The sequence below is a fragment of the Micromonospora sp. NPDC051925 genome, from assembly GCF_044548625.1.
Classification (GTDB): domain Bacteria; phylum Actinomycetota; class Actinomycetes; order Mycobacteriales; family Micromonosporaceae; genus Micromonospora.
In genome coordinates, this window is record NZ_JBIUCH010000007.1 from 95,131 (window position 1) to 121,513 (window position 26,383).

29 protein-coding genes and 2 pseudogenes are annotated in these 26,383 nt (G+C 72.8%); 14 read left to right on the top strand and 17 right to left on the bottom strand.

Annotated elements, in window-relative coordinates:
- Positions 1–74: 74 nt before the first annotated feature.
- Complete coding sequence (locus ACIG87_RS11215; RefSeq protein ID WP_396850272.1) at positions 75–899, bottom strand: SigB/SigF/SigG family RNA polymerase sigma factor; 825 nt, start codon at positions 897–899, stop codon at positions 75–77.
- 388 nt (positions 900–1,287) lie between these two features.
- On the opposite strand from ACIG87_RS11215, the gene ACIG87_RS11220 reads away from it, so the two are divergent.
- Positions 1,288–2,061 carry a hypothetical protein gene (locus ACIG87_RS11220; protein ID WP_396850273.1) on the top strand — a complete coding sequence of 258 codons (774 nt, stop codon included), beginning with the start codon at positions 1,288–1,290 and terminating at the stop codon, positions 2,059–2,061.
- Here the strand turns inward: ACIG87_RS11220 and ACIG87_RS11225 are convergent.
- Positions 2,010–3,593 carry a phospholipase D family protein gene (locus ACIG87_RS11225; RefSeq protein WP_396850558.1) on the bottom strand — a complete coding sequence of 528 codons (1,584 nt, stop codon included), beginning with the start codon at positions 3,591–3,593 and terminating at the stop codon, positions 2,010–2,012. The genes ACIG87_RS11220 and ACIG87_RS11225 overlap by 52 nt on opposite strands.
- Positions 3,594–3,728: 135 nt before the next feature.
- On the opposite strand from ACIG87_RS11225, the gene ACIG87_RS11230 reads away from it, so the two are divergent.
- The gene (locus ACIG87_RS11230) at positions 3,729–3,857 is read left to right on the top strand and encodes a hypothetical protein (protein WP_396850275.1); all 129 of its coding nucleotides are present in this window, start codon (positions 3,729–3,731) and stop codon (positions 3,855–3,857) included.
- Positions 3,858–3,905: 48 nt separating this feature from the next.
- On the opposite strand, the gene ACIG87_RS11235 is transcribed toward ACIG87_RS11230, so the two are convergent.
- The 4 genes from ACIG87_RS11235 to ACIG87_RS11250 form a co-directional block, all read right to left on the bottom strand.
- Complete coding sequence (locus tag ACIG87_RS11235; protein ID WP_396850277.1) at positions 3,906–4,892, bottom strand: pirin family protein; 987 nt, start codon at positions 4,890–4,892, stop codon at positions 3,906–3,908.
- Positions 4,893–4,902: 10 nt separating this feature from the next.
- Positions 4,903–5,385 carry a MarR family winged helix-turn-helix transcriptional regulator gene (locus ACIG87_RS11240; protein ID WP_396850278.1) on the bottom strand — a complete coding sequence of 161 codons (483 nt, stop codon included), beginning with the start codon at positions 5,383–5,385 and terminating at the stop codon, positions 4,903–4,905.
- A gap of 454 nt (positions 5,386–5,839) precedes the next feature.
- The gene (locus ACIG87_RS11245; RefSeq protein ID WP_396850279.1) at positions 5,840–6,094 is read right to left on the bottom strand and encodes a flavin reductase; all 255 of its coding nucleotides are present in this window, start codon (positions 6,092–6,094) and stop codon (positions 5,840–5,842) included.
- Complete coding sequence (locus ACIG87_RS11250) at positions 6,091–6,360, bottom strand: hypothetical protein (RefSeq protein WP_396850559.1); 270 nt, start codon at positions 6,358–6,360, stop codon at positions 6,091–6,093. The genes ACIG87_RS11245 and ACIG87_RS11250 overlap by 4 nt, the downstream gene beginning before the upstream one ends.
- Before the next feature lie 424 nt (positions 6,361–6,784).
- Between ACIG87_RS11250 and ACIG87_RS11255 the strand changes: the two genes are divergently transcribed.
- The 4 genes and pseudogenes from ACIG87_RS11255 to ACIG87_RS11270 all read left to right on the top strand — a co-directional run bounded on the left by ACIG87_RS11255 (position 6,785) and on the right by ACIG87_RS11270 (position 8,237).
- Entirely contained in the window at positions 6,785–7,552 is a 768-nt protein-coding gene (locus ACIG87_RS11255; protein ID WP_396850281.1) for a DUF5753 domain-containing protein, read from the top strand.
- Entirely contained in the window at positions 7,543–7,734 is a 192-nt protein-coding gene (locus ACIG87_RS11260; protein WP_396850283.1) for a DUF397 domain-containing protein, read from the top strand. Before ACIG87_RS11255 ends, ACIG87_RS11260 begins: the two co-directional genes overlap by 10 nt.
- A gap of 96 nt (positions 7,735–7,830) precedes the next feature.
- Positions 7,831–8,055, top strand: a pseudogene (locus tag ACIG87_RS11265) (Scr1 family TA system antitoxin-like transcriptional regulator); the annotation flags it as partial.
- Positions 8,052–8,237, top strand: coding sequence for a DUF397 domain-containing protein (locus ACIG87_RS11270; RefSeq protein ID WP_396850285.1), 186 nt, complete (start codon positions 8,052–8,054; stop codon positions 8,235–8,237). The pseudogene ACIG87_RS11265 and the gene ACIG87_RS11270, both read left to right, overlap by 4 nt.
- A gap of 24 nt (positions 8,238–8,261) precedes the next feature.
- On the opposite strand, the gene ACIG87_RS11275 is transcribed toward ACIG87_RS11270, so the two are convergent.
- Entirely contained in the window at positions 8,262–8,585 is a 324-nt protein-coding gene (locus ACIG87_RS11275; protein WP_396850287.1) for a hypothetical protein, read from the bottom strand.
- Positions 8,586–8,694: 109 nt separating this feature from the next.
- On the opposite strand from ACIG87_RS11275, the gene ACIG87_RS11280 reads away from it, so the two are divergent.
- Positions 8,695–9,249, top strand: a complete 555-nt coding sequence (locus tag ACIG87_RS11280; protein WP_396850288.1) for an XRE family transcriptional regulator — start codon at positions 8,695–8,697, stop codon at positions 9,247–9,249.
- Between the two features lie 110 nt (positions 9,250–9,359).
- Here the strand turns inward: ACIG87_RS11280 and ACIG87_RS11285 are convergent, their stop codons facing one another.
- Complete coding sequence (locus ACIG87_RS11285; RefSeq protein WP_396850290.1) at positions 9,360–9,947, bottom strand: general stress protein; 588 nt, start codon at positions 9,945–9,947, stop codon at positions 9,360–9,362.
- A gap of 152 nt (positions 9,948–10,099) precedes the next feature.
- Between ACIG87_RS11285 and ACIG87_RS11290 the strand changes: the two are divergent.
- The 3 genes and pseudogenes from ACIG87_RS11290 to ACIG87_RS11300 all read left to right on the top strand — a co-directional run bounded on the left by ACIG87_RS11290 (position 10,100) and on the right by ACIG87_RS11300 (position 13,708).
- Positions 10,100–11,943, top strand: a pseudogene (locus tag ACIG87_RS11290) (glycoside hydrolase family 15 protein).
- On the top strand, positions 11,943–12,722 hold the full coding sequence (locus ACIG87_RS11295; protein WP_396850292.1) for a glucose 1-dehydrogenase: 780 nt from the start codon (positions 11,943–11,945) through the stop codon (positions 12,720–12,722). The pseudogene ACIG87_RS11290 and the gene ACIG87_RS11295 overlap by 1 nt, the downstream one beginning before the upstream one ends.
- A 38-nt stretch (positions 12,723–12,760) precedes the next feature.
- Positions 12,761–13,708, top strand: a complete 948-nt coding sequence (locus tag ACIG87_RS11300) for an NAD(P)/FAD-dependent oxidoreductase (RefSeq protein ID WP_396850560.1) — start codon at positions 12,761–12,763, stop codon at positions 13,706–13,708.
- Positions 13,709–13,736: 28 nt separating this feature from the next.
- On the opposite strand, the gene ACIG87_RS11305 is transcribed toward ACIG87_RS11300, so the two are convergent.
- Entirely contained in the window at positions 13,737–15,032 is a 1,296-nt protein-coding gene (locus ACIG87_RS11305; RefSeq protein WP_396850294.1) for a cation:proton antiporter, read from the bottom strand.
- 68 nt (positions 15,033–15,100) lie between these two features.
- Positions 15,101–17,224 (bottom strand): SpoIIE family protein phosphatase, encoded by a 2,124-nt coding sequence (locus ACIG87_RS11310; RefSeq protein ID WP_396850296.1) that lies wholly within the window; start codon positions 17,222–17,224, stop codon positions 15,101–15,103.
- A gap of 200 nt (positions 17,225–17,424) precedes the next feature.
- On the opposite strand from ACIG87_RS11310, the gene ACIG87_RS11315 reads away from it, so the two are divergent.
- Positions 17,425–18,300, top strand: coding sequence for a hypothetical protein (locus ACIG87_RS11315; RefSeq protein ID WP_396850298.1), 876 nt, complete (start codon positions 17,425–17,427; stop codon positions 18,298–18,300).
- 166 nt (positions 18,301–18,466) lie between these two features.
- Here ACIG87_RS11315 and ACIG87_RS11320 read toward each other — a convergent pair whose 3' ends face one another.
- Both ACIG87_RS11320 and ACIG87_RS11325 read right to left on the bottom strand, forming a co-directional pair.
- Positions 18,467–18,832: a DUF6401 family natural product biosynthesis protein gene (locus ACIG87_RS11320; protein ID WP_396850300.1), complete on the bottom strand. Its 366-nt coding sequence runs from the start codon at positions 18,830–18,832 to the stop codon at positions 18,467–18,469.
- A 196-nt stretch (positions 18,833–19,028) separates the two neighbouring features.
- Positions 19,029–19,241 (bottom strand): hypothetical protein, encoded by a 213-nt coding sequence (locus tag ACIG87_RS11325; RefSeq protein WP_396850301.1) that lies wholly within the window; start codon positions 19,239–19,241, stop codon positions 19,029–19,031.
- 161 nt (positions 19,242–19,402) lie between these two features.
- Between ACIG87_RS11325 and ACIG87_RS11330 the strand changes: the two genes are divergently transcribed.
- Positions 19,403–20,734: an MFS transporter gene (locus tag ACIG87_RS11330; RefSeq protein ID WP_396850302.1), complete on the top strand. Its 1,332-nt coding sequence runs from the start codon at positions 19,403–19,405 to the stop codon at positions 20,732–20,734.
- Between the two features lie 28 nt (positions 20,735–20,762).
- On the opposite strand, the gene ACIG87_RS11335 is transcribed toward ACIG87_RS11330, so the two are convergent.
- The 4 genes from ACIG87_RS11335 to ACIG87_RS11350 all read right to left on the bottom strand — a co-directional run bounded on the left by ACIG87_RS11335 (position 20,763) and on the right by ACIG87_RS11350 (position 22,510).
- The gene (locus tag ACIG87_RS11335) at positions 20,763–21,026 is read right to left on the bottom strand and encodes a hypothetical protein (RefSeq protein WP_396850303.1); all 264 of its coding nucleotides are present in this window, start codon (positions 21,024–21,026) and stop codon (positions 20,763–20,765) included.
- A 230-nt stretch (positions 21,027–21,256) separates the two neighbouring features.
- Positions 21,257–21,718, bottom strand: coding sequence for an SRPBCC family protein (locus ACIG87_RS11340; RefSeq protein ID WP_396850304.1), 462 nt, complete (start codon positions 21,716–21,718; stop codon positions 21,257–21,259).
- Between the two features lie 52 nt (positions 21,719–21,770).
- Positions 21,771–22,187 carry a DUF2795 domain-containing protein gene (locus tag ACIG87_RS11345; RefSeq protein ID WP_396850305.1) on the bottom strand — a complete coding sequence of 139 codons (417 nt, stop codon included), beginning with the start codon at positions 22,185–22,187 and terminating at the stop codon, positions 21,771–21,773.
- A 65-nt stretch (positions 22,188–22,252) separates the two neighbouring features.
- Positions 22,253–22,510: a YihY/virulence factor BrkB family protein gene (locus ACIG87_RS11350; protein WP_396850306.1), complete on the bottom strand. Its 258-nt coding sequence runs from the start codon at positions 22,508–22,510 to the stop codon at positions 22,253–22,255.
- 165 nt (positions 22,511–22,675) lie between these two features.
- On the opposite strand from ACIG87_RS11350, the gene ACIG87_RS11355 reads away from it, so the two are divergent.
- Positions 22,676–23,077, top strand: a complete 402-nt coding sequence (locus tag ACIG87_RS11355) for a ChaB family protein (RefSeq protein WP_396850561.1) — start codon at positions 22,676–22,678, stop codon at positions 23,075–23,077.
- Positions 23,078–23,206: 129 nt separating this feature from the next.
- On the opposite strand, the gene ACIG87_RS11360 is transcribed toward ACIG87_RS11355, so the two are convergent.
- The gene (locus tag ACIG87_RS11360; RefSeq protein ID WP_396850307.1) at positions 23,207–24,640 is read right to left on the bottom strand and encodes an aldehyde dehydrogenase family protein; all 1,434 of its coding nucleotides are present in this window, start codon (positions 24,638–24,640) and stop codon (positions 23,207–23,209) included.
- 70 nt (positions 24,641–24,710) lie between these two features.
- On the opposite strand from ACIG87_RS11360, the gene ACIG87_RS11365 reads away from it, so the two are divergent.
- Positions 24,711–26,315 (top strand): phytoene desaturase family protein, encoded by a 1,605-nt coding sequence (locus tag ACIG87_RS11365; RefSeq protein WP_396850308.1) that lies wholly within the window; start codon positions 24,711–24,713, stop codon positions 26,313–26,315.
- The last annotated feature ends 68 nt before the right edge of the window (positions 26,316–26,383 follow it).

Sequence of the window (26,383 nt, forward strand, 5' to 3'; positions counted from 1 at the left end):
CGGCCGGCGAACCGCCGACCGGGCCCTGTGGTCGTGGTGGTCATCGACCCACCGGGTCGGTGACCGCTCCACCCCTAGTAGGTGCCGTCGAGCTGACCGCGCAGCTTGGTCAGCGCTCGGGCGAGCAGCCGGGACACGTGCATCTGCGAGACGCCGATCTGGTCGGCGATCTGCGACTGGGTCAGGTTGCCGTAGAAGCGCAGGGTGAGGATCTTCTGCTCGCGCTCGTCGAGGGTGGCCAGCGCGGGGCCGAGGGCCACCCGCAGCTCGGCCAGCTCGAACTCGTTGTCCTCGCCGCCGAGCATGTCGCCCAGCTCGGTGGCGCGGTCACCGTCGCCGGTCGGGGTGGACAGCGACACCGCGTTGTACGCGCAGGCGCCTTCCAGGCCCTCCAGGACCTCTTCCTCGGTGAGCTTGAGGTGGGCGGCGATGTCGGCGACCGTCGGCGAGCGGCCGAGGGTCTGCAGCAGCGAGCTGTTGGCGTCGGAGATGGCCAGCCGCAGCTCCTGGAGCCGACGGGGCACCCGGATGTCCCAGGTGCGGTCGCGGAAGTGCCGCTTCAGCTCGCCGATGATGGTCGGGATGGCGTAGCCGGCGAAGTCGACGCCGCGCGACGGGTCGAACTTGTCGATCGCCTTGATCAGGCCGATGGCGGCGGTCTGGGCCAGGTCGTCGGTGGGCTCGCCCCGGCCGCTGTAACGGTGGGCCAGGTGGTTGGCCAGCGGCAGCCAGGCCTCGATCGCCCGGTCCCGCAGCGCCGCCCGGGACGGGTGGCTGGCGGGCAGTGCGGCCATCGCGTTCAGCAGGTCGGCGGCGCTGTCGGTGAGGGCGCGCGGGTCCAGCTTCTCGGTGGTCGACGACGTTGTGGTCGCCGACTCGCTCATGGTTGGCGCGGTCATTGGTGGTCCTCCCTGCACCTCGTCCGCGGACAAAAAGACGTGACGCTTCGGTTTAGCTTCAGATGGGCCGTTCGGAAGTCACCATAGCCCGATCGGTGAGGGGAAATCTAGCCGAAAGGCTGATGTACTTAAGTGATTTTCAGTCATCAAGGCACCATATCGGACACGGTTGGGGTGTTTTGTGAGCACAGGCACGGGTACGGCGGACGACTGGTCTGCCCGACCTCCACCCCACCGCCCCGCCGCGACCGGCCCGGGTCGGGGCCGACCCACCACCCGTCGGTCGCCCCGACCCGACGGTGCGGGGCAGTGTCGGCTATCCGTCCTTGTCCCGCTGACGAGACCGCCCGTAGCGTCGCGGGGGACCATCCCTGTACGGAGGAGCACCGTGCTCGACCCCGCGGACCCGCAGCTCGTCGTCGACAGCCGTACGCTGCACTTCAGCTGGTTGCCGGCCGACCCGGACGCGGTCGCCGCCCTGGTCCCTCCGGGCCTGCGCCCCCGGCCCGACCGACAGGTCTTCATGAACCAGCACGTCGTCGAGGACGCCGCCCAGACCTCCGGCTTCGGCGCGTACTCGCTGACCTACCTCGGGGTGGCGCTCGCCGGGGCCGACGCGCCCGACGGAGTGACCCCCGGCGGCTGGTGGATCCACTACGTCACCTCCAGCCCCCGGGTGCGTGACTACGCGGCAGCCCGGGGCGCCCCGGCCGTGCTGGGGCACACCACCCTCCGGCTGCGGGGCGACGTGCTGGTCGCCGACACCGAGGCCGAGGGCGTCCCGTTGATCCGGGTGCGGGCCCGGGTCGGCCAGACCGGGCACGAGGTGCGCGCCGGGCACCACCGGTACTTCACCATGCGCGACGGCGAGCTGTTCAGCGGCGTCTACCCGTACGTCTCGGAGCCGGTCAGCCCGTTCGAGATCGAGTCGGTGGAGTTCCTCGACCCGGCCCACCCGAGCTACGCGCTGCGGCCGGAGAACCCACTCCTGATCGCCTGGGGCTTCTACGCCCCGCGTGCCTCGTTCGCCCATCCGGGCGGACTGACCCGGTACCCCACGCCGCCCGCGTCGACGTCGACCCCGCCGGCGGCGCGGCCCGCGTCGGAGGCTTACCAGGTGCCCTTCCGCCGGGCGTGCAGCGGCCGTCCGTCGGGGTCGTAGACCAGTCGGTACGCCGGCAGCGCCCAGAGCCGGGTGTGCCAGGGCAGTCGCTCGGGTCGGTGCGGGCGCAGCCGGCCCGGTGGCCGGTGGCCCGACCGGCCGGCGTCGTACCAGCGCTGGAGGGCGTCGGCGGTCGAGGTGATCGCCTCGACCGCGGTGGCCGGGTCCAGCAGGTCGGTGTCGTCGGTGTCGTCCCGGTCCAGGTGCTCACGCCACAGCCGCAGCCGCAGGTCCCGGGCGAACACCCGGGCCCCGTCACCCTGGCCGGCCGGGTCGACGGGGGGCCGCTCGTCGTGGGTGTCGTCGAGCACCGCGCAGGACAGTTCGCTGTCGTGCGTCCAGGAGCGCCGGTTGAAGTTGTCGCTGCCCACGCTCGCCCAGACGTCGTCGACCACGCAGACCTTGGCGTGCACGTACACCGGCTCGCCGGCCCGGTTCTCCACGTCGAAGACGTGCACCCGGTCGGGGGCGGCCCGTTCGCAGAGCGAGAGCGCCTGCTCCCGGCCCACCATGTTCGGCGGCAGCGCCAACGCGCCGTCGACGTCCGGGTGGCGCGGTACCACGGCGACCAGGTGCAGGTCGGGATTGTCCCGCAGCGCCTCGGCGAAGAGCTCGGCCACCTCGGTCGACCAGAGGTACTGGTCCTCCAGGTAGATCAGCCGGCGGGCCCGGCGTACCGCCTTGGTGTAGCCCCGGGCCACCGTCCGCTCGCCGTCCGGGGCGAAGGAGTACCGGGGGCGGACCGCCGGGTAGGTGCGCAACACCTGGATGTGGTGCGGACCGCAGGGCGGCGGATCGGCCGGCTGGGCGGGCAGCGGGTCGGGGGTGAGATCGGAACCGCGCAGCCGGTCCCGCAGGTAGGCCAGCGGGTTCTCCGAGTCCAACGGCATCGGGTCGGTCCACCGCTCGCGGAACGTGGTGTCCAGCGCGCCGACCACCGGCCCCCGGATGGCGAGCTGCACGTCGTGCCAGGGCGGGTTCGGGCCGTACCTCGGGGACATGGCGAGGGCCTGGGGGTCGCCGTGGTGGTCGGCGTCGTCGCGGCGGCTGTGGCACAGGTCGATCCCGCCGGCGAAGGCGATGTCCCGTTCCGGCGCGTGCGGGTGGCGCAGCACCACCAGCTTCTGGTGGTGCGATCCGCCCCGCCGGACGCGCTGGTCGAGCAGCACCTCACCACCGGCGGCGCGGACCGCCTCACTCAGGCTGCGGTTCTCCGCCTCGCTGTAGGACAGCGCGTCGAGGTGGGAACGCCAGAGCAGCCCCTTGACCACCACCCCGCGCTGGGCGGCCTGCGCGAAGAGCTGGACCACGGTCGGACCGTCCGGGCGCATCCGTTCGTCCGGGTCGCCCCGCCAGTCGGTGAAGAAGAGGTGGTCGCCCTCGCCGAGGGCCTCCACCTCGGTGACCAGCCGGTCGAAGTACGCCGCACCGTGAATCAGTGGCTCGGCGAGGTTTCCGGTCGTCCAGACGGGTAACACCGAGACCGGGTTGGCACGTTCCTCAGCGGTCAGGAACCAGTCCTCGATCGCCACGTTCCAGCCTCCCGAGGTCGACGATGTCCTCACGGTAGGACCCCCACCGCCGGTACGCACTCCGGGTAACCCGGAACCGCCCGGAGGGTGGCCTACCGCACCCCACAGAGCCGCGAACGCCGAGGAGGCACCACAATGCCCGCCGATACGACGAACCCCGCGACCGAGCACCGCCCGCAGGCGGTCGAGAGCGAACGCGGCGCGATCCTGGCGGTGTTGCTCATGGTGATCCTCGGGGTGGCCGGGATCTTCGCGGTGTCGTGACGCCGCCCCGGGTGCCCCGGCGTGGACCGGGGCACCCGCGTGGCACGATCAGGGACGGTCGCCCTGGCCACCGGTGTGCGGCAGCCGCTCGGCGGGGACGACGCCCAGCTTGCCGGCCTGGAAGTCCTCGAAGGCCTGCATCAGCTCGGCGCGGGTGTTCATCACGAACGGCCCGTAGTGCGCCACCGGCTCCCGGAGGGGCTTTCCGCCCATGATGTAGAGGTCCAGGGCCGGGGTGTGGCCGTCCTGCTTCCCGCCCGCGGTCACCCGCAGCGCGTCGCCCGGACCGTGCACGGCCAACTGGCCGCCCTGCAACGGTCGCCGGTCGGTGCCGACCGTGCCCCGACCGGAGAGCGCGTAGACCAGGGCGTTGAAGTCGGACCGCCAGGGCAGGTCCAGCTCCGCGCCGGGCTGGAGCGTGACGTGGGCGATGGTGATCGGGGTGTGGGTCGACCCCGGACCCTGGTGCCCGGCGACCTCACCGGCGATGATCCGGATCAGCGCGCCGCCGTCCGGCGTGGTCAGCAGCGCCGCCTCCCGCCCCCGGATGTCCTGGTAGCGCGGCGGCATCATCTTGGCCACCCGGGGCAGGTTGACCCAGAGTTGGAGGCCGTGGAAGAGGCCACCGCTGGCCACCAGGTGCTCCGGCGGCGCCTCGATGTGCAGCAGGCCGCTGCCGGCGGTCATCCACTGGGTGTCGCCGTCGGTGATGGTGCCGCCACCGCCCTGCGAGTCCTGGTGGTCCATGATCCCGTCGATCATGTAGGTGACCGTCTCGAAGCCCCGGTGCGGGTGCCACGGGGTGCCCTTGGGCTCGCCCGGCGCGTAGTCCACCTCACCCATCTGGTCGAGGTGGATGAACGGGTCGAGATCCGACATCGGCACCCCGGCGAAGGCCCGGCGTACCGGGAAACCCTCACCCTCGTAGCCGCTGGGGGCGGTGGTCAGCCGGCGGACCGGCCGGAAGCTGGTGGTCTCGTCGAGCCGGGGCAGGCGGGGCAGGACGAGGACGTCGTCGACGGCGATCGCGGGCATCTCGGGCTCCTCAGGTGTCGCGGTGGGTGGACGACGCGTCCCGGTCGGCGCGCAACCGCCGGCCGAGCCGGTCGAAGATCCGGGTCAGGGTGGTGACCTCGGCGTCGTCGAGGTCGTCCATCAGGTGCCGCCGGACCGAGGCGAGGTGCCCCGGCGCGGCCTCGCGCAGGGTCATCAGCCCGGCGGCGGTGAGCACCGCCTCGCTGCCCCGACGGTCCCCAGGACAGGACTGCTTGGCGACCAGGCCCCGGCGCTGCATGGTCGAGATCTGGTAGGTGAGCCGGCTGGGGGAGAAGACCAGCCGGCCGGCCAGCTCGCCCATCCGGAGTCGCTGGCCCGGTGCCTCGGAGAGCAGGACCAGCACGTGGTAGTCGGCGAAGCTCAGCTCACCGTCGGCGCGCAGGTCGTCCTCCAGCTGGGTGAACAGCCGCTGGCTCGCCTCGATGTAGGCACGCCAGCACGCCATCCGCTCGCTGTCCAGGCTCTCCGTCATGCCCGGAACATTAGCACTCTTTCAAATTTCAACAAGCTTCCTACGTCTGCTGTGAGCAGCACGACAACCATGCTTGAGTTGAGGAATTTCAGCTTTTGAAGGATGGAGGTGCGGGCGGTCGCCCGGCTCGGTGATCAAGAGGTTTCGGTCAGCTTCTAGCGGAATGTTGACGTAAACCTCTTGATCACCGGGGCGGTGAGCTGGACTACCCTCGCCGCGACCGCTGACCCTTCCACCTCCCTGGACCGGCAGCGGAAGCTGATCGAGGGCGGCCCGAGTCTCACGATCGTCGGCGACAAGATCGACCTGAGCACGCCGGCCGGTAGCCGGTGCTGTGCGCCGGGGCCGGGGCCGACGCCGGGGAATGTTCCAAGGAGAGCGACCCGCCCCGGGTCGCGGCCCCGCTTGGGGGGACGGGGGCGCGCGACCCGGGGCGGGTCAGGGGGGAGGAAGGTCAGCGGCCGGGCTGGCGTGTCCAGGTCAGGAAGCGGTCGGTGGCGTCCATGGGCCTGCCGCTGTCGAGCTGCGCGAGGTGGTCTTCCGCCTCCTCCTTGAGCTTCGACAGCAGGGTCAGCAGGCCCGGCCGGTCACCGGCGTACGCCGCGAGGAGCGCGAGCTTCGCTTCCCCACAGGGCCACGGGTGGGCGTCGATCCGGCAGAGCCAGGTGGGTCGTAGTGGCGTGTGTCGGCCGGGAATCAGGGCGGTCACGCCACCACGACCTTTCGCGAGATCGGCTTGCGCGGAGCCGGTCGACGGGGCGCGGGCTCCAGGTGCGTGGCTCCGGACGGCATCAGGAACAGGGTCCGCCGGCGGACCGCGTCGCCGGCGGCGTCCAGCTCGTACGCGTCGATCCACAACCAACCGTCGTACGTGTGCCAGTCGGTCAGCACCCGGATGACCCGGACCGTGATCGGACGGATGAACTGCACGCTCGCGGCGCGCGTCAGGTGGAGTACGTCGCCGGGGCGGATCATGTGCGGGGTCACCGGGCTAGCTCCCGTTCCAGCCGGCGGCCCAGCGGTGCCAGGGGACGGCGTTTGCCAGCCGGCCGGGGCCCCGCCACGGTGGGATGAACGGCCCGATCGGGCCGGGCACCGACGGGCGCGCCGGTGGTGGGTCGTCGTCAGGCTTCCGGCGCGGCTCGGGCGGCGGTGAGCTGTCGGGCTCCGGTGTGTCCGGCATGGTGCTCCCCCTTCGTCGTGGCGGATGGAACGGGGGCCGCCTTCTGCCCCTCCACAGGAGACGGCCCCCGCAGCAGACGCGGCCGGCGGATGCCTTCGCCAACCGGCGGCGTCGCTCTGGGATCTACCTTGCTGACTGTTGTGGAGCGAACACACTGCGTTGCATTATGGGGGCAGACGTTTGGAACGTTCGGCCGGAACGTGGGGATGGAGCAGGATGAACCTGGCAGTCAAAGAGGCGATGGCGCAGACCGGTCAGACGGCCGAGAGCCTTGCAGCTCAGATCGGTGTCGACCCGAAAACCGCAGCCAAGTGGGCGAGCCACGGGCGTATACCGCAGACACGGCATCGCGCCAAGGTCGCGGCGGTCCTGGGCCGCGACGTTCTGGACCTCTGGCCGGATGCGCTGAAGCGCCACGAGCCTGCATGGTTCCGGTCCTGGGTCGACATCGAGCGCGAGGCGGTCGCCCTGCGGGGGTTCGAACTCGCGTGGGTGCCGGGGCTCCTGCAAACGGAAGCGTACGCGCGGGCGACGCTGGCGCTGGCGACACCCGCCCCCGAGGAGGTCGACGAACTGGTGACGGCGCGGGTGCAGCGGCAAGCGATTCTCCACCGGCCACAGCCTCCGCTCGTCGTCGCGGTGATCGACGAAGCGGCCCTCCGGCGGCGCGCAGGACGCGACGGCACGCTGATGCGCGAGCAGTGCGAACACATCGCGGCCTGCGCCGAACTGCCGTGCGTGCAGGTGCATATCGTGCCGCTCGACACGCCGATCTATCTGGGCATGGGCGGTCCGTTCGTGCTGGCCGAGCTGCCGGACGGTGCGCGGCTGGCGCACCAGGACGGCCCGGCCAGCGCACACATCACCGACGACGCGGCAGAAATCGCTAGCCTTGAACGTAGCTGGGCTCGCATAGTCGGCGAGGCCCTACCTCGGGCACAGTCTCTCGATCTCATCAGGAGAGTGGCAGCGACATGGACATGACCGGCGCGCGGTGGCGCAAGAGCACGAAAAGCGGCAGCAACGGCGGGAACTGCGTTGAGGTGGCCGACAACCTGCCCGGCGTCGTCCTGGTGCGGGACACGAAGGACCGTGACGGTGGGACGCTGGCGTTCGCGCCGGGTGCGTGGCGGGGGTTCGTGGACTTCGCGAGGGCGTCTCGCTGATCAGAGATCTGAAGGCCCCCGGTCGACCGGGGGTCTTTGGTGTCCTGGGAGTGATGAAGTGACCCCGTCTGACGTCATCTCGCCGGGAGACACGACGAGCACCCGCCGCACTTCACCACTGTGATCGACGAAGCCGTGCTGCGGCGGCCGGTGGGCGGGCGTGCCGTCATGCGGATCAGGTGGGGGCGCTCCTCGCCGTCTGCCAGGTCCCGCACGTGCGTGTGCACGATAATGGCGGCGTGGGAGAACGTGCGCGGCGAGGCGCTGTCCCACTGGCAGACGACCGAGCTACTGACGCAGATGGTGGAGACATGGACATGACCGGCGCACAGTGGCGCAAGAGCACGAAGAGCGGGGACAACGGCGGCGCGTGCGTCGAGGTGGCCGACAACCTGCCCGGCGTCGTCCTGGTGCGGGACACGAAGGACCGTGACGGTGGGACGCTGGCGTTCGCGCCGGGCGCGTGGCGGGGGTTCGTGAACTTCGCGAGGGCGTCTCGCTAGCCGCACCCTGTCGATGGCTTCGGGTCAGGTCCGCTTACGGCGCGCGATCTCGTCAGAGAGTTGCTGCACACGGGCCGGGTCCGCGTCCCGGGCAAGGGCGACGTAGTGGTCCATGACGGCCGGCCGGTAGCGCACGGGCAACGTCTGCCCTGGGGCGAGTCGGGTGAGCTCGGTGATCGTGAGGCCTTCGTCTGCGATACCGCGGAACGAGATGCCGTCGGCGGTCTCCACGTCGAACATCAGGATCAGGCGAGGGTTGCTGTTCACCTCCCGCCAGTCGACGAGAACGCCGAGCGCAAGCGCCCCCGTACGCAGTTCCGCATTGCGCTTCCGCGCATCACTGCTCATCAGCGGGTTCGAAGCGATCCCGGGGCGTCTTCCGCACCCGCGTTCGCGGGTGCGGTTGCGGGTGGCGAGGGTCCTGGGAAAAGATGTAGACGTGCCGTGGCCTGAGGCTGTGCGGCGCGCGGTCAAGCTGGGCGCTGACCGTGAGCTGGTCGGTGTCTACCCGCGACGTTCTGACCTGCCTCGTTCTCTCTTTCGGGAGCTGATCGAGGGGGCACGCTCCCGCCTGTGGTTCGGTGGCTATACGAGCTACTTCGTGTGGCTCGAAGTGCCACACGCGGCGGAGACCATCGGCGCGAAGGCCCAGGCAGGTGCAGACGTGCGTTTCCTGCTGGGCGACGCAGCGAGCCAGGTCACCGCCAGCCGGGACCTGATCGAGGCGACGCCGCTCAATCTCGCAACCCGGATCGCCATGACGCAAGCCGAGATCGGGAAGTCGCCCACACCGCTACCCGTCCGCCTGTCTGACCGTCATATCGCCATGTCTGTCTGGGTGTTCGACGACGACGCAATTGTGGCGACCCACATTGGCGGCGCGCTGGGACAGGACTCCGTCACGCTGCACCTTCGCCGCAGGGAGAGCGGCGGGCCGTTCAGCAGGTATGTGGAGCACTTCGAGGCGCTTTGGGCCGACGCGGCAGAGGGACACCCTTCGCTGCCCGAGTGACGGGTGCTCCCCGGCGTGTCGTGGCCGGGCCGCTCGCCCCGGTCAGGGGCCGACGACGCGACCGCCGCCCCGGCGCTGGGCGCGTCGGGGCGGCGGCGGAGTCGGGTGGGTCAGCGGGCGGTCGCCCCGGTCGGGGTCAGGTGCATCCGGCCGAGCAGTTGCCGCGCCTGGTCGGCCAGGGCGGCGTCCACGGTGACCGCGTACTGGCCGGCCCGCAGCGAACTGGCCGAGGTGAAGTCGCGCTGGCCACCGGACATGGCGTGCGCCACCGCACCGAACACGGCACCCCAGATCGCGCCGATCACCAGCCCGACCAGGATCACCGCGAGCCAGTTGCCGGCGGTGAAGATGCCGAACAGCAGGCCGATGAACAGGCCGAACCAGGCACCGGTGCCAGCGCCCAGCAGGGCGGCGCGTCCCGTGGTGAGCCGGCCGAGCACCGTCTCCACCAGGGTGAGATTGGTCCCGACGATCGCCGTGTGCTCCACCGGGAACCGGTTGTCCGCCAGGTAGTCCACCACCCGCTGCGCGGACGGATAGTCCGGGTACGCGCCGATCGTCACCGCGGGCGAGCCGGCCTGCGGGCCGTACCCGTCCCCCGGCGGCGTCGCCGGCCGGCCGGCCGGACCGGACGGGAGGTTGTCGCCGCCCGGCATCCCGGGTCGCCAGGTGGCGGTCGGGTTCGATGCTCTGGTCATGGCATCCTCCTTCGTCAACGACCGGCGTTCCCGCCAGCCCGACGGGATAACGCCGAGCGGCGCGGCAATACGGGTCCGGTCGGGACGACGCGGGTCGCAAGAACGCCGTCCGGCCGAGGAATGCGGTGCGACGCGCCCGGGTAACCCGGCCCGTGGACAGCGGACGGATCAGCGAGCACGGGTTCCTGGCCGACGGGCGCAGCGCCGCGCTGGTGGACCGGAACGCCTCGGTCAACTGGTGGTGCCCCGCCCGGTTCGACGGCCCGTCCGTGTTCGGCCGGATCCTCGACGACCGGGCCGGCCACTGGTCGATCACGCCCGAGGCCGACGACGTCCGGGTGTCCCGCTCCTACCTGGACGACTCGCTGGTGCTGCGCACGGTCTTCCGCACCGCCAGCGGGTCGGTGGCGGTCACCGACGCCCTGGCGCTGGAGCCGGGCGCGCGCGGGCACGACATCGGCCTGCGCTCGCCGCGGGTGCTCGCCCGGCTGGTCGAGGGGCTCTCCGGCGAGGTGCCGGTGCGCATCGACTTCGCACCCCGGTTCGAGTACGGGCGGGTCACCGCGTACCTGACGCAGTCTGCCGGGGTGATCGACGCGCGGGCCGGCGCGTGCCGGCTCAGTCTGCGCTCCGACGCGCCGCTGACCTGCGGACACGGCAACGCCACCGGCCGGGCGTCGGTCCGGGCCGGGGATACCCTGCGGTTCACCCTCGGGTACGCCCCGACCTACGGCGATGCCGACCCGGCGCTGCCCGACGCCGACCGGGTGGTGGCCGACGCGGTGGCCGGCTGGCGCTCCTGGGCGGACCTGCACGACTACCGGGGCCACTACCGCGACCAGGTACGGCGCAGCGCGCTGGTGGTGCAGGGCATGACGTACCAGCCCAGCGGTGCGGTCGTCGCGGCGGCGACCACCTCGTTGCCGGAGCAGTTGGGTGGCGACCGCAACTACGACTACCGTTTCGTCTGGGTCCGTGACTTCAGCCTCACCCTCCAGGCACTCTGGCGGGCGGCCTGCCCCGACGAGGCCGACCGGCAGTTCTCCTGGGTGGCGCGGGCGATGGGTCGGATCGACGACGGCCGGGTGCCGATCATGTACGGCGTCGAGGGGGAGCGGGACCTCACCGAACACACCCTCGACCACCTGCGCGGGTACGCCGACAGCCGGCCGGTCCTGGTCGGAAACGACGCCTGGAAGCAGCGACAGACCGACGTGCTCGGCGAGATCCTCGACGCCGCCTGGCTGATGCGGCACTACCTGGACCCGATGACGCCCGACGTGCGGCACCTGCTGTGCGCGCTGGCCGACCAGGCGGTACGGGCCTGGCACCTACCGGACGCCGGGATGTGGGAGGCGCGCGACGCCGAACGGCACTACGTGTCATCCAAGGTGCAGTGCTGGACGGCGTTGGACCGGGCGGTGCGCTTCGGTCCCCGGCTCGGTGACCCGGCCGACGTCCAGCGGTGGGCCAGGGCCCGTGACGAGGTCCGCGCGGCGGTGCTCGACGCTGGAACGACCGGCTGGGCGCGTACACCGGGGCCTTCGACTCCGACCGGTTGGACGCCTCGGTGCTGCTCATGCCGCTGGTCGGCTTCCTGCCCGCCGACGACCCGAGGATGCGCTCCACCATCGACGTGGTGGAGCGTCGGCTGTCCCGCGACGGTCTGCTGCGCCGCTGGGACGGTGACCCGGCCGGCTTCGTGATCTGCTCGTTCTGGCTGGCCAGTTGCCTGGCCCTGGCCGGCGAACCGGACCGGGCCGGCCGGCTGTTCGAACAGCTCGCCGGCCGGGCCAACGACCTCGGTCTCTTTGCCGAACAGATCGACCAGGCCACCGGCGAACAGCTGGGCAACTTCCCGCAGGCCTTCTCGCACATCGGCCTGATCAACGCCGCCGGTCGGCTCACCGAGGCCGCCGAGCGGCAGCACGACGTCGCGGCGCGGTCGCCGCAGCCCGTGCCGACCGGTACGGGACCGACGGAGGGAGCACGCTGATGAGCGGACGGCTGACCGGCAGGACCGCCCTGATCACCGGCTCGGACTCGGGCATCGGGCAGGCCACCGCGATCGAGTTCGCCCGGGAGGGCGCCGACGTGGTGGTGCACTACCTGGACGACCATGCCGGCGCGAACCACACCCGGGCCGAGATCGAGAAGGCCGGCCGGCGGGCCGTGGTGGTGCAGGGCGACATCAGCGTCGAACACCAGGTCGAGGCGATGTTCGACGAGGCCCTGGCGGAGTTCGGCGCGCTGGACGTGCTGATGAACGACGCCGGGGTCGACGCCTCCGGCATTCCGGTGGCCGACCTGGACACCGAGACCTGGGACCGCTGCATCCGCACCAACCTGTACGGGATGTTCTTCTGTGCCCGCCGGTTCGTGCGGCACCGCCGCGACCAGGGCGGCGCTGGGAAGATCATCAACATCACCTCGATCCACCAGGAGGTGGCCCGGGCCGGCGGCGCGGACTACGACGCGAGCAAGGGCGGCATGCTCGAACTGGCCAAGAGCCTCGCCCTGGAGGTCGCCCCGATGCGGATGAACGTCAACAACATCGGGCCCGGGATGGTGCTCACCCCGTTCAACCAGCAGGCCATCGACGACCCGCGGTACCTGGCGGAGCAGGTGCAGAGCATCCCGTGGAAGCGGGCCGCCGAACCGGCGGAGATCGCCAAACTGGCCGTCTTCCTGGCCAGCGACGACGCCGACTACGTGACCGGGTCGACGTACTTCATGGACGGCGGCCTGATGCAGAACCAGGGCCAGGGCGCCTGAGCCGCCGAGGTGCATACGATCAACCGGTGGAGTCGGATGTGATCGTCGTGGGTGCCGGCATCGCCGGGGTGGCGTGCGCCGGTGAGCTGGCACGGGCGGGCGTACCGGTGGAGATCCGGGAACGTGGTCGGGTGGCCGGTGGCCGGATGGCCAGCAGACGCTTCGACGGTCGCCCGGTGGACCTGGGCGCGGCGTACCTGACCGCCGACGACCCGGACTTCGTCGAGGTCGTCCGGCGCTGGCAGGCCGCCGGGTTGGTGCGCGAATGGACCGACACCTTCGTCGCGTACGGCCCGGACGGCCGGCGGGAGGTGCCCGGACCGGTCCGTTGGGCTGCCCCGCGCGGCCTGCGGTCCCTGGTCGAGGAGCTGGCCCGGGAGCTACCGGTGACCGTCGACCGCTGGGTGTCGACCGTCGCGCCCGGCCCGGTGGTCGACGGCCGTCCCACCACCGCCGTGGCGCTCTGTACCCCCGGTCCGCAGGCCGCCCTGCTGCTCGACCCGGCGCTGACCGGCGTCACCCGGGCCGCCGAGCGGCAGCGGTGGGCACCGGTGCTCACCGGGGTGCTGCACTTCCCCGGCCGGCGGTGGACCGACTTCCGGGGTGCCTTCGTCAACGCGCACCCGGTGCTCGCCCTGGTCTGCGACGACGGTGACCGACGCGGTGACGGTGCCCCGGTGCTGGTCGCGCACACCACGCCCGAGTTCGCCGCCGGTCACCTGGCCCAGCCCAGCGCCGCCGGTCCGGCGATCGAGGAGGCCGTCCGCGACCTGCTCGGCCTGCCGGACCCGGCCGAGTCGACACACGTCCACCGGTGGACGTACGCCCGCCCGGCCGAGCCGGGGCCCGACGGGGGGTTCTTCCTCGACGACGACGGGGTCGGGCTGGCCGGGGACGCCTTCGGCAAGCCCCGGGTGCAGAGCGCCTGGCGCTCGGGGCGTGACCTGGGCCGGGAGCTGGCCCGGCGACTCTCCGCCGACCGCTGACGCCGACGGGTGGACGGCCGGTCTGCGGTCAGCCTCGGACGCCGTTCAGGGCCGGCGCGTCCGGCTGACTCCGCTCCGCCGGGTCGGAGGTCCGTTCGCCGGCCCGGTCCAGCAGCTGCATCACGGGTGTGGCGGCTATCCCGTGCACCACGACCGAGACGACCACCACCAGGCCGACCGTCGCCCAGACCAGATCCGCCTGCGCGAAGTCCGCCTTGGTGGTGGCGTACGCCAGGTAGTAGAACGAACCGACACCCCGGATGCCGAACGCCGAGATCACCCAGTGCTCGGCCGGCCGACCCGGTGCTCCCCGCAGCGACACCCAGGCCACCAGCGGCCGGATGACGAAGACCAGGGCCAGCCCGACCGTCGCCGCCTGCCAGGTGAGCGGGGCGAGCAGGCCGGTGATCACCGCGCCGCCGAAGAGCAGCAGCAGCAGGACGGTCAGTAGCCGCTCGGTCTGCTCGGCGAAGTCGTGCAGCACGGCGTGGAACTCGTGGGTCCGCTCGGCGGCCCGGATCGCGCGGGCGGCGACGAAGACGGCCAGGAAGCCGTACCCGCCGATCACCTCCACCAGCCCGTACGCCAGGAAGGTGGCGGCCAGCGCGAGGAAGCCCTCGGCGTGCCGGGCCAGCCGCAGCTCGCTCGGGGCGCGGAAGAACAGCTTGCCGAGCAGCCAGCCGACCAGCAGGCCACCACCGATGCCGACGGTCAGCTTGTAGAGCACGTCGACGGTGAACCACTCGGCGAACCAGCCCGCCGGGGCCAGCCCGGTGCTGGCGATCGCGATCGCCGCGTAGACGAACGGGAAGGCCAGGCCGTCGTTGAGGCCGGCCTCGGAGGTCAGCGCGAAGCGCACCTCGTCCTCGGAGTCCTCCGCGTCGGTGGGCTCGCCCACCTGGACGTCCGAGGCGAGCACCGGATCGGTCGGGGCGAGGGCCGCGCCGAGCAGCAGCGCGGCGGCCGGCACCAGGCCCGCCCACCACCAGCCGAGCAACGCCACCGCCGCGATGCAGATCGGCATCGCGATGGCCAGCAGCCGCCAGGTGGACGACCAGCGTTTCCACCTCAACGGCCTGTCGATCTTCAGCCCGGCGCCCATCAGCGCCACGATCACGCCGATCTCGGTCAGGTGGGTGGCGACCTGCGGATACCGCAGCGGGTCCGGGGCGGGCAACCCGATGGGCAGGGCGAAGACCAGCATCCCGAGGCCGAGGAACGCTATCGGCATGGACAGCGGGCGGCGCTCCAGCAGGCGGGGGAGCACCCCGGCCAGCAGGGCACCCACGCCCACCAGCGCGAACTCGACATCGACCAGTTCCACCCCGACCACCTCTCACCCCCCGCCACGGATGTGGGTGGGGGTGGGACTGTGCCCAATGGGTAGCCGGGCTAAGCCTGGGGCAGCAGGATCTCGAACCAGACCGTCGAGCCCCGTACCGTCGGATCGGTGCCCCAGGCGTCGGAGAGCTGCTCGATCAGCCCGAGCCCCCGGCCCCGGCTGCTCAGCGTGTCGGTCTGGGCCCGGGTCACCGTGCCCCGGGTGCCGGAGTCGGCGACCGACACCAGCAACCGCTCCGGGCTGAGGTCGATCTCCACGCGGGCGGCGGTACCGGCGTGCAGCAACGCGTTGGTGGTCAGCTCGCTGGTGCACAGCACCGCCGCGCCGATCACCGCCTCGGGCACCTGCCACTCGCCCAGCTGCGCCGTCATCCAGTGCCGGACCCGGCTCGGCGCGGTCGGCTCGGCCGGCATCTCCATCCCGGCGGAACGGCTCGGCTTGAGCGCGTGCTCCACCGCCAGCACCGCCACGTCGTCCTCGGTGGTGCCGGCCACCGCGCCGGTGGCGACCGCACAGAGCGCCCGGGGGTCGCCGCTGGCCGCCCCGGCCACCGCCGCCGCCAGCCCGGCCAGGCCGGCGGTGAGGCTCTGCCGTCGCCGCTCGACCACCCCGTCGCTGTAGAGCAGCAGGGTGTCGCCGGGGGCGAACGGCACGGTGGCGGTCCGGGGTCGGCACCCCAACCCCAGGGGTGCGCCGGTCGGCAGCTCGACGAAGGTGGCGGTGGCGACGCCGTCCGGCCCGCACCGCCGGATCAACGGCGGGGGATGCCCGGCGCTGGCCAGGGTGATCTCACCCCGGTCGGCGTCGACCACCCCGAAGGCCACGGTCACGAAGAGTTCCTGGGTACCGGTCTCGGTGCCCAGGCTCGCCACCAGCCGGTCCAGGCCGGCCAGTACCGCATCCGGGCGTGGATCGGCCAGCGCCAGCGCCCGTAGCGCCGCCCGTACCTGCCCCATCCGGGCTGCGGCCTGCACGTCGTGGCCGGCGACGTCGCCGAGCACCACGCCCAGGTCGCCGGAGGGCAGCAGGAAGGCGTCGTAGAAGTCACCACCGGCGGCGTTGCCGTCGACACCGGCGTCGTACCGGGCGGCGATACGCAGCCGGGGCAGCGCCGGCAACTGCTCCGGTAGCATGCTGCGTTGCAACAACTGGGCCGTGCCGTGCTGGGTCTCGAACCGGCGGGCCCGCTCCGCCGCCTGGCCGACCAGCTCGGCCGAGGCGGCCAGCAGCGCCCGTTCCGCCGCCGACCAGCCGTGCGGTGCCTGGTAGCCCACGGCCAGGCCGCCCCGGATCACCGACGAGCGCAGCGGCAGCGCGGCCAACGAGCGGATCTTCTGGTCGTGCCGGTCGACCGCGATGTCCCGCAGGGGCTGGCCGTCCCCGGCGAAGAAGGGCACCCCGCTGCGGGCACCGACCACCACCGGCGCGGTGGTGTCCGCCGGGACGGGCCGCCAGAGCGGGGGCAACCGCTCGTCGGCCTCGTCGAGCAGCTCGCCACGGATGCGCCGGACCATCCGCCAGGCGGGGCCGTCGTCGACCGCGAAGGACACCTGGTCGGCGTCGAAGGAGTGCAGCGCGTAGCGCAGCGTCACCCGGGCCACGTCGTCCAGGGTGAGGGTGCCGGAGAGCGCCGCGGCGAAGTCGGACAGGCTCTGCAACTGCTGGGTGAGCTGGCTGGTCTGGGCGGCGACGGTGAGCACGCCGACGATCAGGCCGGTGCTGTCGCGCACCGGGGAGTGGCCGCGGGTGAAGACCGCGTGCTCGGTGGCCGCGGTGTGCTGGTGGACGGGGAGCACCGACTCCTTCTGCAGGAAAGACTCGCCGTGTCGGTAGGCCCGCTCGATCACCTCGCCGACGCCGGGCGCGTGCCACAGGTCGGCGTAGACCTCGGGGGCCGGCCGACCCATCGCGCCGGGGTGCCGGTCACCGATCACTTCCGCGTACGCCTGGTTGTAGAGCAGGACGAAGTCGTCGCCGTAGTGCAGCGCCATCGGTACGGGAGAGGACAGGATCACGTCGACCAGCACCCGTACCGTCACGTCCCAGCCCTGTTGCGGGCCCAGCGGAGTGTCGGCCCAGGGATGGGCCCGCACGGCCGCCACCGCCGGCGACACCCCGGCCGGTCCCGGTACGGGAGTGGGTGACGTCGGGAACCGCCCGACCGTGCCTGGCATGTCCGCAGCCTATCCGGAGCCGCACAGAGGCGAATCGATCGTGCCCCGCGTCGGCCCGGTCGGTGCCGCTACCCGAGGTGTTCGTGCAGGTCAGGTGGCCTTTCTGAAGACATGTCGGGAAAATCCGTACGGCTTCTGCGGCGTGCTGTTGCGGCGGGCGGGTAACCGGGCGGCGCAGTCCATTGGACAGGAGGGACATCATGCCGGAAACCCTTGCGGTCAGGCAGGTCGACATCGGTAGCGCGTTGACCGACATGTGGCGGTCGGTGCTGCTCTTCGTGCCGAGGGCCATCGCGTTCATCGTCATCCTCGTGGTGGGCTGGCTGATCGCCCGCGCGGTGCTCAAGGTGGTAGACGCGGCGCTGGAACGGGTGGGCTTCGACAAAGCAGTCGAACGGGGCGGAATCAGACGCGCGTTGGAACGCACCAGGTACGACGCCAGTGACATCCTGGCCCGGCTGGCGTACTACGCGGTGCTGTTGTTCACCCTGCAGTTCGCCTTCGGGGTGTGGGGCCCCAACGCGATCAGCGACCTCATCCGAGGGGTGGTGGCCTGGCTGCCGCGAGCGTTCATCGCGATCGTCATCGTGGTCGTCGCCGCCGCGATCGCCAACGCCGTCCGGGACCTGATCTCCGGAGCGCTCGGCGGCCTGTCGTACGGCAAGGTGCTGGCCGACCTGACGGCCGTCTTCATCCTGGCGCTCGGGGTGATCGCCGCGCTGAACCAGGTCGGCATCGCCACCACGGTCACCACGCCGGTGCTGATCGCGGTGCTCGCCACCGTGGCCGGCATCCTGATCGTCGGTGTCGGTGGTGGTCTGGTGAAGCCGATGCAGGCCCGCTGGGACGGCTGGCTGGACCGGGCGGCCGAGGAGTCGCGGGCGGTCCAGGAACACCGCCGGGCCCGTGCGGCCGGGCAGGGTGACATGAACCGGCAGATGGCCGACCGGGGCGGCGAGCGGACGCAGACCATGCCGCGCGTCGACGAGGCCCGGACGATGGCCGGCGGCCGGGGCACCTACCAGTCGGGCAACCCCGGCGACGAGACGCAGCAGTTCGGTCGTCCGGGCAGCTGAGTCGGCACGTACCACCGGGAGGGTGTCCGCGCGGGGCGCGGGTGCCCTCCCGTCGGGTCGGTGCGGCCGGGGTCGGTCCGAACAGAGTCGCTCCGGGTCCGGGCGGGCCGCTCCGGGTTCGGGGGACGCTCCGGGTTCGGGCCGGGTCGCTCCCGGTCCGGGCGGGTCAGGCCGGTTCGAGGTGGCGGGGGTCGAGGGTGCGGGCCAGGGCGCAGACCGCGAGCAGCCGGATCAGCACCCAGTCCGGCGCGGTGAAGTCGGTCGCGCCGTCGGGGAGCAGGCCGTGTGCGCGGGCCGTGTCGCGGATCCCCTCGGCGTAACCGGCCAGGGCGGCCGGGGTCAGCGGCCGGCGGTCACCGTCGAGGCTGTCCCGGATCGCTGCGGCATGCTGGTCGACCAGCGCGAGCAGGGCCGGCCGGGCGCTGGCGGCGGCGAGCCCGGAGGTGCCGACCGAGGCGGTGAGCAGGGCCAGGCGGGAGCGCGCCGCGCTCACGGCGGTCCGGGTCGCGACCTGGGGGTGGGGCACTCGCATGAAGACCGAGGTTAACCACCGGGTAACCGGGGCGGAGTCGGCCACTCGGCCGGTACCCGGTCCCCCTCCGGTCGGCCGACCTCCGCCAGGGGGATCGACCCGGTCCCGGCGGGCAGAAGGAGAACCGCGCGCCATCCGGCGCGTTCGGACCGGGCGGGCACGGACGGGACGGACGGCCCGGTGCGCGCCGGGCAGGTCAGTCTGCGGAGGTGGCGTCGGCCGGGCGGCGACGGCTGGCATCGTCGGCGATGATCACGGTGGCCACCATGAGCGCGACGCAGAGGCTGAACAGCCACGAGTCGTCGGAGGCGAACCTGGCGGCGACCGGGGCCTGGACGGCGGCGAGCAGGAAGCCGAGCCAAGCCAGGCGGCGCTGACGAGGGGTGAGGAAACCGGAACCCTGTTGCATCCCGAAAGTCTTGCGCGACCACCTCGGAATGCCGTCAGCCGAACGGCGGATTCTGGATGACCTGTCCGGTTTCCTGCCCGTCCGGGCGGGTCAGTCTGCCGGTTCGGGGGAGGTGATGATCACGTCGACTCCTTCTCGACGATGAGGCAGGATGAGGCTCCGTGTCCGTCGCCCCGCCCCGTTCCTCCCTGCTCCTGCTCGCCTACCTCGCCTTCGTCAGTCTCGGCCTGCCCGATGGTCTGCTCGGCGTCGGCTGGCCCTCGATCAGCGCCGAATTCGGCGTACCGACCGGCGCGGTCGGCCTGGTGCTCACCGCCGGCACGATCGGCTACCTCACCTCCAGCGTCCTCGCCGGGTTCACCCTCGCCCGGCTCGGCGTGGGCCGGCTGCTCGCCGGCAGCACCCTCCTGGCCAGCCTGGCCCTGACCGGGTACGCCGCCGCACCGGCGCTGACCGTGCTGATCTGCTGTGCGCTGGTGCTCGGCCTCGGCTCGGGAGCCATCGACTCCGGCCTCAACGCGTACGCCGCCGGGGCCTTCGGGCCCCGGCACATGAACTGGATGCATGCCTTCTTCGGCCTCGGCGTGGCGATCGGCCCCCTGGTCATGACCGCGATGTTGAGCGCCGGCGCGGGCTGGCGCTGGGGGTACGCGGTCACCGCCGCAGCGCAGCTCGCCCTGGCCGCCGCGTTCGCGCTCACCGTCGGTGCCTGGCGGGACCGGACGGGCGCGGCAGCCCGGCCCACTGCCGCCCCTGCCGATCCTGCGTACGCCGGCGTGGGTTCAGCGCCGGAGCCGGCGATGCCGGTCGACGCCGGTCTGCTGCCGGTGGAGTCGATGGGGCCGGTGGGGCCGCTGGGGCCGGCGGGGCCGCTGGGGCCGGCGGGGCCGACGGGGCCGACGGTGGTGCGGATCGGGGAGACGCTCCGGTTGCCCGCCGTCTGGTTCGGCGCGCTGGCGTTCGCCGTCTACGTGGCCATCGAGGTGTCTGCCGGGCTCTACGCGTTCCTGCTGCTCACCGAGGGGCGCGGGCTGCCCGCCGCAGCCGCCGGGGTGTGTGTCTCCGGCTACTGGGGCAGCCTCTTCGTCGGCCGGGTGGTGCAGGGGCTGGTCGCCGAGCGGCTCGGCACCGCACGGGTGCTGCGGGGCAGCCTGCTGGGGATGGCGGCCGGGGCGGTGCTGATCGCGCTGCCGGCCCCCGCCTGGGTGACGGTGGCCGGTCTGGTCGTGCTCGGCTTTGCCGCCGCGCCGGTGTTCCCGCTGCTCACCCTCAGTACGGCCGAACGGGTCGGCCAGGAGCACGCGGACCGGGTGATCGGCGTGCAGATCGGTGCCGCCGGGATCGGGGCGGCCCTCATCCCGGCAGGGCTCGGGGTGCTGCTCGGCGACACGTCGGCGCGGTTGCTCGGCCCGGCGCTGACGGTGCTGGCGGTGGCCCTGCTGCTGGTACACGCCGCAGCCGCCCGCCGCGTTGCCCCGTCGCCCGTCGGCTGACCACCACCCTCGCCCGCCCCGCCGGGTCTCACATGGTGTCGGGGCCGGTGCGTCCCGTCGTGGAGGGGCGGTAGGCGCGCTCGGTGTCGGTCATCTCCCGACGCTCGGTCTCCGGGTCGGCATCCCGGTCCACCGGTTCGGGGCCGTGCCCGAAGGCGGCCTCCTCACCCGCGTCGTTGCCGGTCGGGTCGTCGGCCTGCCCGTCGATGGTGGATCGGGCGATCGCCCGGTCCAGCTCCTCCAGCGGAATCTTCTGCTCGTCCCGCCAGACCCTGCCGTCGTTGTCCGTCATCCCATCGCGGTACCCCGACCCGATGATCGCAAACGGCCAGGCCCGACCCGCAGCGCGAGGTGACTCGGTAACGTCATCAGCTCGACAGCGGGCCGGACCGGTAACCGACCCGGTCGGCGGGCCGACGTGATCGTCGGCAGGGGACCACGGACCCGGTGACGGCCGCCGGGGATCCGGCGGCCGTCGGTGGACCTGACGTCCGGTGGACGTGGGTGTTCGGGGGATGTGGATCAGGGCTGGGGGCGGTCGACCGACCCGCGCCACGCGCCGGTCTCCTGACCGCGACGCTCGATGAACTGCTTGAAGCGCTCCAGATCGCCCTTGGCCCGACGATCGACCACGCCCAGCTTGTCGCCGGCCTGCTCGACCACGCCGTGCGGCTCGAAGTCCATCTGGAGGGTCACCCGGGTGTTGCCCTCGTCGAGGCGGTGGAACGTCACCACGCCGGCCTGCTGGGTGCCGCCGGTCGACTTCCAGGCCACCCGCTCGTCGGGCAACTGCTCGGTGATCTCGGCGTCGAACTCGCGCTTGACCCCGGCGATCTCCACGGTCCAGTGGGTCATCCTCTCCGACAGCTGGCGGACCTCCTGAACCCCCTCCATGAAGTGGGGGAACTCCTCGAACTGGGTCCACTGGTCGTAGGCGGTCCGTACCGGTACGGACACGTCCACATGCTCGATAACGCCACTCATGAGAAGTCCTCCTCTGTCCGCTGGCGATCGTCCGGATCGTGGGCCGATCCGGTCACCAACGCGTCGTCTCGTTCCGATGTCCGAGGGCGGCCCACACCTCGGAGATCGTCTGGTACCGGGTACCTTCCGGCAGTCGCTCCAGCGCGGCCACGAGGTCGTCGGGCGCCTCGTTGTTTCGGGCGTTGGCGACCAGCGCCGCCCGGTCCCCGGGCAGGGCCGTCATCGTGATGAACCGGCCCAACCGGCTGCGCGCCTCCACGTCCTGGGAGGTCATCCCCTGCGGGGTGCCGGTCCGTAGGTCGCCCGCCGGCACCGTGGTGGCACCCGGCTGGTCCTCCCCGGCCGGCTCGGCCTCCCGGAACTCCTCGACCCGCGAACCTCCGGTCCCCGGCCCCTGCACGAGGCCGCTGACCTCCTGGCTCATCTGGTCGTCGATCCTCGGTCCGTGCTTGCTGCTGCCCCGTTCCATGTCCTGTCTGCTACCCGCGCCCGCCCCGGGGAAACGCCGGACCGCACGCCGAACCCGGCAACCGGTCACGAATCGGCGGTGGCCCTCGGCGGCAGCACCGGCTCACCCGGGTCGTCCTCGCCCGCCTGCAACCTGCGCCCCCGCTGCAACTCCGCGTTGATCTGCACCCCGAACATCAGGGCCGAGTTGGACAGGTACAGCCACACCAGGAAGGCGATCACCGCGCCCAGGCTGCCGTAGGTGACGTCGTACGAGCCGAAGTTGGCCACGTAGAGGCCGAAGCCGAAGGAGACGACGATCCAGGAGAGCAGCGCCACCGCCATGCTCGGCTCCTCGTCGCCCGGCGACCCGGCGGACCCGACGTCCGGCGCGCGTCTGGGCGGGCGGTACCCGGCGGCCGAAATCGACAAACCCGACGTCGGTGTTTGCCGGTGCGGAGGCCGGGAACCGTTCAGGTGGACCAGACAGTCGACGCGGAGGAGGACGAGATGCCCGGGCGCGAGGTTCTGCCCAGCACACTGCGACGCTCCCCGGACAAGGCCCAGCGCACCTGGGCGAAGACGCACGACTCGGCGGTGGAGACCTACGGCGAGGGCCAGCGGGCGCACCGCGTCGCCTTCGCCGCCGTCAAGCACCAGTTCGAGAAGGTCGGTGACCACTGGGAGCCGAAGGGACGCAAGGGGCCGAGCGACCGGCAGGCGGCCGGCGGCGGCCCGGCCCGGCGGGCTCCCACGGCCGGCGGGGTGGACGCCAACGCCACCAAGGACCACCTGATGGCGGTGGCGAAGAAGCTGGACGTACCGGGTCGCAGCCGGATGACCAAGCCGGAACTGGTCAAGGCGATCGAGAAGGCCAACGACCGGGCTACCCGCCGGGCCCGGGGCGACTGACCCGGGGGTACGCGTGACGACGGGGCCGCCCCCGACCGGGGTGGCCCCGTCCGCGTCCTGCACCGGCCCGCGCCCGCCGCCCACCAGTGGCGTCCGGCCCGCCGCCCACCAGCGGCGTAACGGGCCTGCTCACCAGTGGCCGCCGGCCGGCGGTTCCAGGTGGACCGCCTTGACCGTGCTGAACTCGTCCAGCAGCTCCGGGCCGTACCCGAAGCCCTGGCCGCTGCCCCGGCGTGGCTGCGCGGCACCACCCGGTGCGCCCCCGAACACCGCGTTGACCTTCACGGTGCCCACCGGCAGCTCCCGCCAGGCCCGCTGGGCGTGGCTCATCGAACCGGTCAGCACCGTCGCGGCCAGCCCGAACGGCGAGTCGGCGGCGCACCGCAGCGCCTCGCTGAACGAGTCCACCGTGACCACCGCAGCCACCGGTCCGAACGTCTCCTCGCGGACCAGCGTCATCTCGTGCCGGCAGTCGGTGACCACCGTCGCCGGGTAGTACGCCCCCGGTCCGTCCGGCAGCACCCCACCGGCGCGCAACGTCGCACCCTGCGCCACCGCCGCCGTGACCTGCCCGTGTACGTGGTCGCGGTGCCGCCGGTCCACCAGCGGACCCAGCTCGGTAGCCGGGTCGCGGCCGGGGCCGACGGTCAGCGCGGCGGCCCGGTCCACCAGCGCGTCGACGAAGTCCTCGGCGATGTCCCGGTGCGCGTAGATCCGCTCCACCGCCACACAGAGTTGCCCGGCGTTGGCGAACGCGCCGACAGCCGCCTGCCCGGCCGCCCACCTCGGATCCACCCCGGCATCCACCACCAGGGGGTCGCTGCCGCCGTTCTCGAGCAGGGCCTTCGCCCCGGTCCGGGCACAGGCCGCCGCGATCGCCCGGCCGGTCGCCGTGGCACCGACGTGGGCGACCACGTCCACCGGCTGCGCGGCCAGCGCCGCGCCCACCTCGGCGCCCCCGGTCAGCAGCGACAGCACCCCCGCCGGGAGCACCCCGTCCAGGAGCCGGGCCAGCAGCCACCCGGTCACCGGGGTGCGCTCGCTGGGTTTGTACAACACCACGTTCCCGGTGACCAGGGCGGCACCGAGCAGGCCACAGGAGACCGCCACCGGGTCGTTCCACGGGGTGATCGCGGCGACCACACCACGCGGCTGCGGCGTCATGAAGTCGATCGCGTCGCCGTTGCCGTGCAGCGTCCGGCCGCCCCGCAGGGGGCCCAACTCGGCGTACTGGCGCAGGGTGCCGACGCCGGCCGCCACCCCGCCCCGGGCATCGCCCAGCGGCTTGCCCATCTCCGCCGTCGTCGCGGCGGCCAGCTCGTCGGCGGCCGCCGCCACCGCGTCCGCCGCCCGGTGCAGCGCCGTGGCCCGCTCCGCCACGGGTGTGGCCGCCCACTCGGCGGCCACCTCCCGGGCCGCCTCGACCGCCTTGGCGACCTCGTCCGCCGTCGCCACCGGCACGGTACCGACCGGGGAGCCGTCGGCCGGGTCGTGGACCGTCAGCTCACCACCCGCGCCGCCCGCACCCCACACCCCGCCGATGAGCTGCTCCACCCGGTACATGCTGCGGGGATGCCCGGCTCCCGCCGACGCAAACGCGTTTCGCCCGGTGGTGGGCCGGGTAGCCTGATCGATGATCTCCACCGGCGCGGACCGGGCGGACGCCGTCGTCGTCGGCGCCGGCCACAACGGTCTGGTGGCCGCGAACCTGCTCGCCGACGCCGGGTGGGACGTCGTGGTGCTGGAGGCCACCGCCGTGCCCGGCGGGGCGGTGCGCTCCGCCGAGGTCACCGCCCCCGGCTACCTCAGCGACCTGTACAGCTCCTTCTACCCCCTCGGGTACGCCTCCCCGGTGCTGGACGGCCTCGACCTGCCCCGGTACGGGTTGGACTGGACACACGCCCCCGATGTGCTGGCCCACCTGCTGCCCGACGGTCGGGCCGCCGTGATCAACCGGGACCTCGACAGCACCGCCGCCTCGCTGGAGGCGTTCGCCCCCGGCGACGGGGACCGTTGGCGGCACGCGTACGCCGACTGGGTGCAGGTGTCCGGGCCGATGCTCGACGCCATCACCACCCCGTTCCCCCCGGTGCGCGGCGGGCTGGGCCTGCTCCGCGCGCTGCGGGTCGGCGGCGCGCTGCGGCTGGCCCGCCGGCTGGTCCTGCCGGTCCGCAGGCTCGGCGGCGAACTCTTCACCGGCGAGGGCGGCCCGGTGCTGCTGGCCGGCTGCGCCCTGCACACCGACCTGTCCCCGGAGGAGGCCGGCTCCGGCGTGTACGGCTGGCTGCTGGCCATGCTGGGCCAGCAGGTCGGTTGGCCGGTGCCGGTCGGTGGCGCCCAGCGGATCACCGACGCGCTGGTCGCCCGACTCACCGAGCGGGGCGGCCGGATCACCTACCAGGCGAAGGTGGACCGGGTGCTCACCGCCCGGGGCCGGGCGATGGGGGTACGCACCGACGGCGGGGCCACCTGGCGGGCCCGTCGGGCGGTGCTCGCCGACGTGCCCGCTCCCGCCCTCTACCTGGACCTGGTCGGCGCGGCCCAGCTGCCACCCCGACTGGTGGAGGACCTGGCCCACTTCCGGTGGGACGGCTCCACCCTCAAGGTCGACTGGGCGCTCTCCGCGCCGGTGCCGTGGACCAACCCGGCGGTGGTCGGGGCCGGCACCGTGCACCTGGGTGCCGATCTCGACGGGCTCACCACGTACGCCGCCGAACTGGCCCGTGGTGAGCTCCCCGCGAAGCCGTTCCTGCTGATCGGGCAGATGACCACCGCCGACCCGACGCACTCGCCGGCCGGCACCGAGTCGCTCTGGTCGTACACCCACCTGCCGTTCCGGCGGCACTGGCGGGCCGAGGAGATCGCCCGGCAGGTGGAGCGGATGGAGGACGTGCTGGAGGCCGCCGCCCCCGGCTTCCGCAGCCGGATCGTCGGGCGGCACGTCGCCGGGCCGGCCGAGCTGGAACAGGACAACCCGAGCCTGGTCGGTGGGGCGCTGGGCGGTGGCACCGCCGCGGCGTACCAACAGCTGTTCCTGCGCCCGATTCCCGGTCTGGGCCGGGCGGACACCCCGGTCGACCGGCTCTTCCTGGCCAGCTCATCGGCGCACCCCGGCGGTGGCGTGCACGGCGCACCCGGCGCGAACGCCGCGCGGGCGGCGCTGGCCCGCGACCGCGCCGTCACCGGCGGCCTGTACGCCGGCATGATCGACGCCGCGCACCGGACGCTCTACCGCTGACCGCGCTGTCGGTCGACCTCGACCGTCCACGATCGACCTCGTCGGCCCGGGGTGTCCGGGCCGACGCC